14 protein-coding genes, 1 tRNA gene and 1 pseudogene are annotated in these 10,687 nt (G+C 56.2%); 13 read left to right on the top strand and 3 right to left on the bottom strand.

What is annotated here, in order from left to right:
• The 4 genes from EV561_RS37610 to EV561_RS19460 all read left to right on the top strand — a co-directional run.
• A partial coding sequence (locus EV561_RS37610; RefSeq protein ID WP_207910561.1) for a hypothetical protein occupies positions 1-203 on the top strand: 203 nt, incomplete at its 5' end.
• A 463-nt stretch (positions 204-666) separates the two neighbouring features.
• Positions 667-1,035: a hypothetical protein gene (locus tag EV561_RS19470; RefSeq protein WP_132523952.1), complete on the top strand. Its 369-nt coding sequence runs from the start codon at positions 667-669 to the stop codon at positions 1,033-1,035.
• Positions 1,036-1,451: 416 nt separating this feature from the next.
• Positions 1,452-1,646, top strand: coding sequence for a hypothetical protein (locus EV561_RS19465; protein WP_132523951.1), 195 nt, complete (start codon positions 1,452-1,454; stop codon positions 1,644-1,646).
• 714 nt (positions 1,647-2,360) lie between these two features.
• Positions 2,361-2,912 carry an antirestriction protein ArdA gene (locus EV561_RS19460; RefSeq protein WP_132523950.1) on the top strand — a complete coding sequence of 184 codons (552 nt, stop codon included), beginning with the start codon at positions 2,361-2,363 and terminating at the stop codon, positions 2,910-2,912.
• Positions 2,913-3,005: 93 nt separating this feature from the next.
• Here EV561_RS19460 and EV561_RS19455 read toward each other — a convergent pair.
• Positions 3,006-3,769: pseudogene (locus EV561_RS19455) on the bottom strand (IS5 family transposase).
• 143 nt (positions 3,770-3,912) lie between these two features.
• Here EV561_RS19455 and EV561_RS38415 point away from each other — a divergent pair.
• The 8 genes from EV561_RS38415 (at position 3,913) to tig (ending at position 8,946) form a co-directional block, all read left to right on the top strand.
• The gene (locus tag EV561_RS38415) at positions 3,913-4,035 is read left to right on the top strand and encodes a hypothetical protein (RefSeq protein ID WP_281025812.1); all 123 of its coding nucleotides are present in this window, start codon (positions 3,913-3,915) and stop codon (positions 4,033-4,035) included.
• Positions 4,032-4,211 carry a hypothetical protein gene (locus EV561_RS19450; RefSeq protein ID WP_132523948.1) on the top strand — a complete coding sequence of 60 codons (180 nt, stop codon included), beginning with the start codon at positions 4,032-4,034 and terminating at the stop codon, positions 4,209-4,211. The genes EV561_RS38415 and EV561_RS19450 overlap by 4 nt, the downstream gene beginning before the upstream one ends.
• Positions 4,212-4,522: 311 nt before the next feature.
• Positions 4,523-4,714 (top strand): hypothetical protein, encoded by a 192-nt coding sequence (locus EV561_RS19445; RefSeq protein ID WP_132523947.1) that lies wholly within the window; start codon positions 4,523-4,525, stop codon positions 4,712-4,714.
• Between the two features lie 29 nt (positions 4,715-4,743).
• Entirely contained in the window at positions 4,744-5,253 is a 510-nt protein-coding gene (locus EV561_RS19440; protein ID WP_132523946.1) for a helix-turn-helix domain-containing protein, read from the top strand.
• 381 nt (positions 5,254-5,634) lie between these two features.
• Positions 5,635-5,979 carry a helix-turn-helix domain-containing protein gene (locus EV561_RS19435; protein WP_132523945.1) on the top strand — a complete coding sequence of 115 codons (345 nt, stop codon included), beginning with the start codon at positions 5,635-5,637 and terminating at the stop codon, positions 5,977-5,979.
• Positions 5,976-6,968 (top strand): site-specific integrase, encoded by a 993-nt coding sequence (locus EV561_RS19430; protein WP_132523944.1) that lies wholly within the window; start codon positions 5,976-5,978, stop codon positions 6,966-6,968. The genes EV561_RS19435 and EV561_RS19430 overlap by 4 nt, the downstream gene beginning before the upstream one ends.
• A 145-nt stretch (positions 6,969-7,113) precedes the next feature.
• Positions 7,114-7,198, top strand: a tRNA-Leu gene (locus EV561_RS19425).
• 251 nt (positions 7,199-7,449) lie between these two features.
• On the top strand, positions 7,450-8,946 hold the full coding sequence (tig, locus tag EV561_RS19420; protein ID WP_132523943.1) for a trigger factor: 1,497 nt from the start codon (positions 7,450-7,452) through the stop codon (positions 8,944-8,946).
• Between the two features lie 5 nt (positions 8,947-8,951).
• Here tig and EV561_RS19415 read toward each other — a convergent pair whose 3' ends face one another.
• Together EV561_RS19415 and EV561_RS19410 are read right to left on the bottom strand one after the other, a co-directional pair.
• Positions 8,952-9,164 (bottom strand): hypothetical protein, encoded by a 213-nt coding sequence (locus EV561_RS19415; RefSeq protein WP_132523942.1) that lies wholly within the window; start codon positions 9,162-9,164, stop codon positions 8,952-8,954.
• A gap of 112 nt (positions 9,165-9,276) precedes the next feature.
• Positions 9,277-10,080, bottom strand: a complete 804-nt coding sequence (locus tag EV561_RS19410) for an endonuclease/exonuclease/phosphatase family protein (RefSeq protein WP_132523941.1) — start codon at positions 10,078-10,080, stop codon at positions 9,277-9,279.
• Between the two features lie 207 nt (positions 10,081-10,287).
• Between EV561_RS19410 and EV561_RS19405 the strand changes: the two genes are divergently transcribed.
• Positions 10,288-10,659, top strand: a complete 372-nt coding sequence (locus EV561_RS19405) for a VOC family protein (protein ID WP_132523940.1) — start codon at positions 10,288-10,290, stop codon at positions 10,657-10,659.
• Positions 10,660-10,687: the final 28 nt, after the last annotated feature.

Genomic DNA, 10,687 nt, shown 5'->3' with positions numbered 1-10,687 from the left:
TTATCCTCGTTGTTAGCAACGTGGCGATAGCGCTCACCTCAGCAAAACAACGGCATCAGTCTAACAAAACAAGGCGGTTCTCGGCGTGGGGATACGAAGATACCCAAGAGGGCAAGACCCCAACCGACCTGCCCAGACCGGATCGAACCATAGCCAGCATAAGCCACCACAGCCGTCATCAGCGCAGCTATGGTCACACCTAAGAACCCCAACACGTAGATCACTCTTGTCAACCCTCGTTTACATAAGAGCGCCTTGGTTATCTCAGGTTGCTTTGGTCTCCAAATGTTTTTGGCACAAAAGTTTTTGGTGGCATCATTGGATTAGCTCGCGCTGGGATACCCCCGGTACCCCCTCGAATGCCTATGGACACCCTCGGAAACCATGGTCACCACGGGGCATTGTCCCATGATTTGTCTCATCAGCCGGGATTATCCAATGAAATCAATGGGCCGGATAGGATGATACATCTACTACGATACGCATAGGTTACGCAAAAGCGTGATCGGTGGCGCTTTGGTGGCCTTCGGTGGCGTGTGCATTGGTCGTTTCACGTAATGTTATAACGCGTCTGTCTCGTGATCGGTGCTGCGCAGAGTGTTACCAAAGCACACCATAGCCCACCTTGACCTCGTTCTGTTTTCGTTCTTATATCTCACGATGACGATGAAAGAGCGCTTCCTGATAGCCCAATACGAACGCATGATGAACTCTGGTTGCTTTGTCGTGGAACAATGGCGCTCATCTCGTGAACGCTTCGTTGCCGACATGTGGGACCGAGCGCCTTCAGGTGCCAAGGGCAGGTTGATAGCGCCCATCGATCCAGAGCTAGGCTATTCGCCCGATAACGTCGAATGGCAGTTCAAGCGGCGTAAGCGTGTTGCGGCTAAGGTGAAGCCCAAGACACCAAAGCCACCGAAGCCGACCAAAGCGCAACGCAAGGCGGCTGAAGCCCTAGCAAAGGCAGCGCGACGGCAGGCTATAGCCGAGCAATACAGGCAATGGGAAGCGCAACGCGGCAAGTCCGTGGCCTAACCAAATCACCCTATCGTTGACCGTGGTCGACCAAGGTCCTTACGCGCGTACTATTCCCGGTCAAACAGTGATTATCGCGATAGTGACGAGATATTAATCCGATCGCGGCGTTAAAAAGATCAACGTAAAATCAATGAGTTATGCGATTTATCTGTGTTTTTCGAAATTAATGCTTGCGATAGTGCAATCAATTTGATCTAAGAGAGGCACACCAGACGACGCACTGAGCGACGCTCTGGAAGCAAGGATTCCGCAAACAAGTCCTTGGGTTCTGCGAAAACTGAATAGCGCCAGTCGGCGGTGCGCACGGAATAACACCGACATCCTAAGGTTTGACCTTAGTTAGAGCCTGCAACCGATTTGTTCCTCGTTTGGTTGTTTGGCCCTAGCCAATGTCAACACACGGAGACAAAGCGATGAAAGAAATCATCAGCTTCGAGACACGGGCAGGACTGCGCTACACCATCAACGTCAAGGAAGACATCGGTCACGCCTTGGTTGGCGAGGTGATCACGGCCAAGCGCAAGCACTTCGTCGGTAAGACCTTGGCATTCGCAAAGAACGACATGCTGAATAAAGAACGCCTCGCGTGGGATGAGGTGACCGCGTGAGCACCAAAGCACCTAAGCTGTTCAAAATGCCTCACTCGACTGCCTTGTACTTCGCACAGAGCGCCTATCGCGTCTTCCATATGCGGGGCAACGTCGGGCCATTCGTAAACAAGACGGTTCACTTGGATGACGACGGTGCGCCTCGGAAGATCACCGCTACCGTCAAGCCACAGAGCGGCGTTGTTCAGGTCACATGGTTGGACAGCCCCGGCTCGATGGCAACCAAGAACTTTAAGATCGCTAAGGCGTGGGCGGGGCTATGAGCATGATTGAGACCCTAGTCACCGTAATGGGCGCTCTGGTCGTCCTACAGTCCACCTTCAAACCGCATCGTTGACCTTGGCGGGGCTTTGGTCCCGCTCAAGCCTACCATTGAGGGCAACCGCCGCGCTGCCTTGAATGGTGTGCTTGCTGCCGTGATGAACGGCCTAGAATGCCCATGCCCGGAAGTGGCGACGAAACAGCCACGCAATGCAGGAGGATTAGCCATGGTCACATGGTCAATCACTCTTCGTTGGAAAATGAAAAAGGCCACGGTGCGCCTCACCGTGACCCTATTCGTAACCCTCTAGCGAAGGGGCTTCACGGTCGAAAGATCGTGAGGCTCCTGCATACTATCGAAAGCCGTTGACCATAGCAATCTCTTGGATCGCCAAGGGTTTCCTATGTCCAACCGTCGCCACTATCGCGACCATTGCACTACGGAGAATGACCATGCGTTTCTATGCCGCCTGTTTGGCAAGCTATAACAACGGCGTCTTGTTTGGCCGCTGGATTGATGCCTGCGACGATGTAGACGATATGCAGGCTGAGGTGTCTGCGATGCTTCGTGAAAGCCGCTTCCCTAATGTTACCGTGGAACACCCTGAGACCGGTGAGGAAGTACCGAGCGCCGAGGAATGGGCAATCCATGACTACGAGGGTTTGCCGTCGACCTTGGGTGAGCATCCCGGTCTTGATGCCATCGCTGATTTTGTCGCGCTCTGTGAAGAGTACAACATGGAACCCGAAGACCTAGCCGCCATCGTGGCGCACTTCGGAACCATGGCCTACGCCAAAGAAGAGCTGAGTGACCGCTTTTCAGGCACCTATGACAGCCTTCGGTCATACGCTGAAGAGTTGGCCGACGATATGCTTCGGTCGCATGGGATCAAGGAAGATCACCCGTTGGCGCAGTACTTCGACTACGACCAATTCACCCACGAAATGCAGCACTCGCACAGTGTCGTTGAGCTGAGCAGCGGCGTTGCTGTCTTTTCCCAGTGAGGTGGCGGATGCGAAACGTCATCATTCAATCTCAGGTCAGGACGTTCTTTGCTCACCCTGAGACCGGGGCAAACATCGGCCTAGGCCGTCGACTCATAAACTCTGACACCAGATCCTTGCGGCGACGAGTTTGACAGCTGCGAGATAATTTTCCGGGCGCTTGTCGTAGCGAGTGGCGATACCTCTAAACTGTTTGATCTTGTTGAAGAAACGCTCCACGAGATTCCGTTGCCTGTAAACCCAGCGCGAGAACGAGAAGGAGCCCTTGCGGGACGCCTTCGGCGGGATGTTGGCCCAGGCCTTGCGCTCGGCCGCCTTGGCTCGGATGGCGTTGGTGTCATAGCCCTTATCTGCAAGCAGGATATCACCTTCGCCGAGGTCGTCCGTCAGCGCATCGGCTTCAGTGCAGTCGGCAATCTGGCCGCCGGTCAGACGGAGCGTGACTGGACGACCTTCGGCATCGACGAGCGCGTGGATTTTGCTCGTGAGCCCACCGCGGGAACGTCCCATGCAACCATCGTCTCGATCCCCTTTTTTCCCGTGGCCGCGTGCTGATGAACGCGAACACAGGTCGAGTCGATCATGACTATGTCGCTGTCATAAGCCTCTGAAACGGCTTCAAGAAGACGATCCCAGACACCGGCCTTCCGCCAACGCACGAAGCGGTTGTAGCAGGTGGTTGGCGGCCCATAACGTTCAGGAACTTCCGCCCACGGCGAGCCGGTTCGGAAGCGCCAAAGGATGCCGTTCAGGACCCGCCGGTCATCAACACGAGGAACGCCGCGAGGCTTGTTCGGCAGTAGTGGAGAAATAATGGACCATTCGTGGTCCGTGAGTTCGTAGCGGCGGCGTGTCATCATTGCTCCTAATTCGGAAGCCTTGAATCACGCGCAACCCAATACGCCAAGAGAATTTATGAGTTTACTGCCTAGCTCGATACGGCAACCACGTCCCGACCAAGTTTGACCTGAAGGAATACACGGACAGCTTCGGTGATCCGATGCCGCGTCAGGTCGACATTATCGATATCGGCTACTGGTTCTATGCCTACGACGATCCCGACAAGGTGGAGCGCTATGAGCCACCTCTCTGGCACCAACGGGAAGCGAGGGTGGCAGCATGAACAAGCTACCCGCGCTCTTCCAAGCAATCATCGCCCACGACCAAAGCAAACCCCAGGGCGATGTTCTGCCAATCCATGCCTACACCGCGTGGCTGTCTCGTCGTCGTGAACTGTCCAAGGCTGCCGAGGCTTATGTCTCCCGGCAACGCGGCGGCGGTTCCACGAGGGCAGCATGATCGATTTCCTCATGATTTTATTCCTAGCCTCGGCAATGGTGCTGTGGCTTTTCGTGAAAGGGCAACCCGATGCTTAAGCTTTTCGCCGCCTACATCCTCTGGAAATTCATCTTCCCGTTGGCGTCGTTCTTCCTGATTATGGCGTTGATTTGCCTATTTCTTTTCCTCGCATTCCTCTGGGGTCGCGTTCGCCGGAGTTCAACCGATGGCACATGAGCTGGGGAAAGTTCTCGTTCTGTTCTTCCCATCCATCTGGTTTGGGCTTATATTCCTATCCATCGTCCATATCGTGAAAGGCATACGGGACCGCAATGCACCAATACTTGCTCGATAAGCAGGAAACCCTGTTCCGAAAGATCATGAACACCCCGGCAATGATTGCAGCTCGTCAGGCTGCCGTCAGTCACCTCAAAGGTGTCCCTGTCAAGTCACCGGCTGCCGCCATGGTTGCCAATAACGCCTACCACCTGTCCGGCCCCGCTGCCATCGGCGCAGCTCACTAATCAGCACCAGCGAAAAGGAAGACTGAAGCATGAACGTACTGTCCAAAACCCTCCTCGGTAAGACCATCCTGTCCGTAGACAACACCCGTGGCCTTGTGGTCGCCCTCGACTACGAGATTGAATGCTACGTCATCCGCCGTGAGGATGCGGTGAGCCGGGGCTGGGATAACCCCACGGTCACCGAAATGGTGTCCGAACAGTCACCCGATGTCGACCTTTCGACGCTGAAGGATCGCTGCTGGTACGTCTCGCCACGCCGCGTTGCCGGTCAGATCATCCCGGTTGAACTGGTCACCAAACCTGAAACAGTTGTCCCTGTGGAACCAATCGAACCCACGGCACCGATGACGGCTTCGGTGCTCAAGATGCTCCGTGAAAAGGGCAACGTGACGGCCTTGGAAGCCGAGGGTGTGCTGCGGTGCCGTTCGCTGAACAAGCGCATCAGTGAGCTGAAGGCTCTCGGCCATAAGATCACCCGCACGTTGCAGAACGATCACACCGGTCAGCGATATGCTCGGTATATCTACGCCGCAGCTTAAATCGGAGTAGCACCAACGATTACCAATATTTAACTGTGGAAGGCCGGGGGTTGGGCTTGTATCGAGTGGTCCCAAACCCGGCACAACCAATGTCATTTTAGAGGAACCCCAAGTTTTGTTTGCAAGAGCTTCCGACTACCTGAAAAGCGTCAATCCAGAGGCGCATGAGCTGATGCCAGACTTCGAAGATTGTCACGCTAAGCTCACCACCTTGTCACTCGCAAGGAACCTTGAAATCATCTACCCAAAGGACGGCGGTGATCCACTTTTCGCGTCTGAACTGTTGCAGGAGTGGTATAGTTAACCTCTTGCAATGAGTGCAAACGTGGGGATAATGCGACACTGTCAATAACCGCTTCACAAAGGTGAAAAAGACCAGCTATGTCGACACAAACCCAAGAGACCATGAAGGCCGCTAAGAAAGTGGCGTCGTTCATCGAAGAGTTCCGCAAGCTCAATGCGGAAATGCAAGCGCAGCAGATGGCCATCTTTTTGGCTGTCGCTGCAAAGCCTGACCTGACGGTGACCGATATCGCCAACGCGACCGGCCACTCAACATCCTCCGTCTCACGGAACATCGCAGCACTAGGCAAGACGCACCGCAAGGGTCTGCCCGGTCTCGACATTCTGGTGGCCGTCGAGGACCCAATTGACCGTAGAAACAAACGTATCCGCATGACGCCTAAGGGTGCGCGGGTGATGGCAGCCTTGGAGGCGCTTATATGATCGTTGAACGTGGAAATTCCTTTCAGGCCAAATTCATGGTCAAGGGTGAGAAGTACATGGCTAGCTTCTCAAGCAAAGACCTTGCCGAGGCTTGGGAGGCCGAAAGCCGCATCCGGTTGAAGCGCGGTCTTGAAGTCGTCAAGCCGTTGGCCAAGGTTGGCGGCGGTGACACTGGTACCGTGGGGAACGTCGTTCGTGCCACCATAGCCGACTATTGGGAACCGATGCGTGGCGGGGCAGGGCAGATAACCAACGCCCGTATGTGGCTGAAGTGGGTTGGTCCGTCTACCTCAGTGGCCGATGCGTTTGGCGAAAGGCTGCTGAAGGATTTCATCAGGCACCTTCGTGACGAACGCAAGGTGGGGCCGACGACGCAAAACCGCTACATGTCGATGATCCGCACGATTGCCGAGAAGAACAAGATCAAGATCACCTTCGACCTGCCGCACGACGCCAAGGCTGAGAACGAGAACGGTCGCGATCGGTTCTTCACCAAGGAGGAGTTCGAGCAGATCATCAAGTGGTGCGAGGACAACGGCTTTCACCGTGAGCGCGACTTCTGCTTATTCCTTTGCCACACCGGAGCGCGTCCGTGGACCGAAGCTGAGCCCTTGGATTGGGCGCAGATACGCAACGGCAGTGTTACGTTCAAGAGGACCAAGAACGGAGTACCTAGAACGCTTCCACTGTCGCCAAAGGCTATCGAGGCTGTTGAGCGGCAGCGGGAACGTGGACAGTCTGGACCATGGACCGGTCTCCGTTGCAGGACCATGGTCGACTTCTGGAAACGCGTAAAGGTTGCGCTGCCACATCTGCACGATAGCGTGATCTACACCTTCAGGCACACATGCGCGTCATGGCAAGTTCAGGACGGCGTTCCACTCTACAATGTCCAGCTCTGGATGGGCCACAAGACACCGACGATGACCCAACGGTACGCCAAGCTGGCACCGGGGCACATGGCGGTCAACCTCGCGGCCTTCGATTAACCCTCTTGTCTGTTCTTAACTGAGTGCTTGACTATCTTCCCCACTGGCACTATCCACCACGCGCAAATCTTGTGTGGGAACTTGGGTAAAGGTGTGGGAAAATCCCTGGGATAAATTGTCCCACGGGGCCGAAATCTGGGAAAATGCGGGAATGGCGAAATTGGTAGACGCACTGGTTTTAGGTACCAGCGCCGCAAGGCTTAGGAGTTCAAGTCTCCTTTCCCGCACCATCTTTCCACAGCAGATTTAGGTTCTGGTGCCGAAAGGCGTGGGAGTTCAAGTCTCTCTACCCGCACCAAGCTGCCTTGCGGGCGAGGGGCTAGACATCGGTCTGCCCAGGTCGCCCGCGGATACGATGCGCCATTTTGCCTGGCAAAATGATCAGAATTGCATGAAAGCCACGTCCGGTCGTTGATCCGGCGTCGTGCTCATAGAAACAGACGGCTGTCGGAGCACGGCCGCATGAAATGAAGGTAGGAAGATGCAGGTTATCGAAACGCTCGCTGAAGGGCTGAAGCGCGAAATCAAGGTCGTAGTTCCGGCCGAAGAAATGCAGGGCCGGATGAACGAGCGTCTGGCCGAGGTCAAGGACAAGGTTCGCATCAACGGATTCCGTCCTGGCAAGGTGCCGGTCGCCCACCTGAAGAAGGTCTATGGCAAGTCCATCATGGCTGATCTCGTCAACGAGATCGTTCGTGACCAGCCGCCGGCGATCCTGACGGAGCGCGGCGAAAAGTCTGCGACTCAGCCGGAGGTCGCCATGACCGAAGACAAGGATGAAGCAGAAAAGATCCTGGCTGCAGAAGCCGATTTCGAATTCACGCTCTCCTACGAAGTCATCCCGGCGATCGAGCTGAAGTCGGTCAAGGGCATCAAGGTTACCCGCGAAGTCGCTGAAATCGCTGACGAAGAAGTCACCGAGCAGATCCTGAAGATCGCAGAAAGCGCCCGCACCTACGAGACCAAGGAAGGCAAGGCTGCCGAAGGCGACCGCGTCACCATGGATTACCTCGGCAAGGTCGACGGCGAAGCATTCGACGGCGGCAAGGACGAAGGCGCTGAGCTCGTCATCGGCTCCAACCGCTTCATCCCGGGCTTCGAAGAACAGCTCGTCGGCGTCAAGGCTGGCGATGAAAAGGTCATCACCGTAACCTTCCCGGCCGATTATCCGGCCAAGAACCTCGCCGGCAAGGAAGCCACCTTCGACATCAGTGTCAAGGAAGTGGCTGCACCGGGCGAAGTCGAAATCAACGACGATCTTGCCACCAAGCTCGGCCTCGAATCTGCCGACCGCCTGAAGGAAGTCGTTCGCAGCCAGATCGAAAGCCAATACGGCTCGGTCACGCGCCAGAAGGTCAAGCGTCAGATCCTCGACCAGCTCGACGAGATGTACAAGTTCGACTCGCCGCAGAAGCTGATCGAAGCTGAATTCGACAGCATCTGGCGCCAGATCCAGACGGATCTCCAGCAGTCTGGCAAGACCTTCGAAGACGAAGACACGACCGAAGAAAAGGCTCGCGAAGAATACCTGAAGCTCGCTGAGCGCCGCGTCCGCCTCGGTCTCGTTCTGTCGGAAATCGGCGAAAAGGCCGGCGTTGAGGTCAGCGAAGACGAACTGCAGCGCGCTCTCTACGACCAGCTGCGCCAGTTCCCGGGCCAGGAAAAGGAAATCCTCGAGTTCTTCCGGAACACGCCCGGAGCTTCCGCCAACCTGCGCGCTCCGATCTTCGAAGAAAAGGTCATCGACCATCTGCTCTCCGAAGTCGATGTCACCGACAAGACTGTAAGCAAGGAAGAACTCCTCGCTGACGACAGCGAAGAAGGTGCCGAGAAGGCGGAGACGAAGAAGGCCGCTCCGAAGAAGAAGGCTGCTGCCAAGGCTGAAGCAACCGAAGCCTCTGCCGAGGACGAGGAAGCGGCTGCTCCGAAGAAGAAGGCCGCTCCGAAGAAGAAGGCTGCTGAAGACAGCGCCGAGTAATCGGTTCATTCCATCAAATGCAAAAAGGCCTTGCCATCCGGCAGGGCCTTTTTCGTTACTCGGATCATTCCGGTGTGCGTATCCAGCGTCAGCGGTGGGTGGCGTGGGAACCCTTCATCGCCTCGCTGTCGCTCCGGCTCCTCGCCAAGGGGAGAAGAGTTGAGCCGCAACGCTTCGCCCAACTTGAACGTCGCGGAGTAGCGGCGGCGGTGCGGCATCCATCTTCGCCCCTCGGGGAGAAGGTGCCGGCAGGCGGATGAGGGGTTCCCACGGCACGGTGTCATCACCAACCCGCAGTCCGACCTCCGCCGCGAAGTTTCGCCGAAACCATCACTCTATATCGAGCAGCAGCGCTCGGTGATCGGAAACTTCCGGCGCCGCAACGACATCGAAATCGACGATCCCGACGGCCTCATTCGCCAGCATATAGTCGGCAAAGCGCCCATCTTTCGGGTAGTGGGACGTCCTCGTGTCCGTGAAGCCGCGCGATGTGACGAGATCCGTCAGACCCAGCTTGCCGAGCGTTTCGAAAGTCACGCTATCAGGCAGCACGTTGAAATCACCGCAGACGACCAGCCGCTCGTGGCCGGGCCAGACACGCTTTATGAGATCGATAACAGCATCTGCCTGGGCGTGACGGGCAGGGGTGTCGCCTTTGCCGGCGATATCACGCAGCCCGTGAAACTGGGTGACGGTGAGCGGAAAGCGCCGCTTGTAATCGAAGACCCGGATGCAATGAGCGTTGCGGGACCGCGGATGTGCGCCCCATCCGTCAGGCGAGAATTCGCCGTGCACGAAGCCGGACGCTTGCGCAATGACTGGCAGTGACTGGCGAACATAGGTTGCTAACCCGAACTCTGAGAAAACCGCCTCATCGCGTTCGAGAAGCTCGCCTCTTGCGGTCGGGCTGAAAAAAGCGTCGTGTCCTAACAGGACCGCGCCGACCTCTGCGAAAAGATTGGCGCGCTGCGGAAGCTCGACATCATGGTCGCGATAGAGATGCCAATCCTGCTTTGCCGAGATGGTGCGCGTGACTTCCTGCAGGCACAGGATATCGGGATCGACATCAGCGATATATTGCAAGAGCGGCTCATGAAGCTTGCCGCCCCATGCGTTCAGAGAGATTATTCGCACCGCCGTCTATTTCCTTTTTTCCAGATGCGGAGTTGGCGCCGTCAGCCGAGCGTGAAGAAGCCCGAAGCGATACCGAGAATAGATCGTTATGGTGGAAAGATTATCGGTGCGCATGCAGATGATCAATCCTGAGAGGTCCTTGACTCGGTTTTGATGACAGATGCAGCATCGATCCCGAGTTGTTATCTCGGAAATCCCGGAGCAGATATGCTGGATCACATCACAATCGGAGTAACCGACGTGGAACGATCGAAAGGGTTCTATGACACAGCGTTACATCCGCTAGGTATAGAACGCCTCTATGCCGAGGGAGAGACCTTTGCCGGGTATGGGATCAAGCCGAAGGCCTTCTTTTGGATAGGACATCGAAACGGGCCTCAAACCAGTGTTCACATAGCTTTCTCGGCGCAGAATAGAGCGATGGTTGATCGATTTTACGAAGCCGCACTCGCCGCGGGAGGCCGAGACAATGGGCCGCCGGGTATCCGAGCCCATTATCATCCCGACTATTACGGTGCCTTTGTTCTCGATCCCGATGGTCACAACGTTGAGGCCGTCTGCCGCGCTGCCGCCGACTAGGCTAGGCTTGATGGGCACCGTGTAGACT

Origin of the sequence: Rhizobium sp. BK376, assembly GCF_004341625.1 — a bacterium.
Classification (GTDB): domain Bacteria; phylum Pseudomonadota; class Alphaproteobacteria; order Rhizobiales; family Rhizobiaceae; genus Rhizobium.
This window is presented reverse-complemented; position numbering and strand designations above follow the sequence as displayed.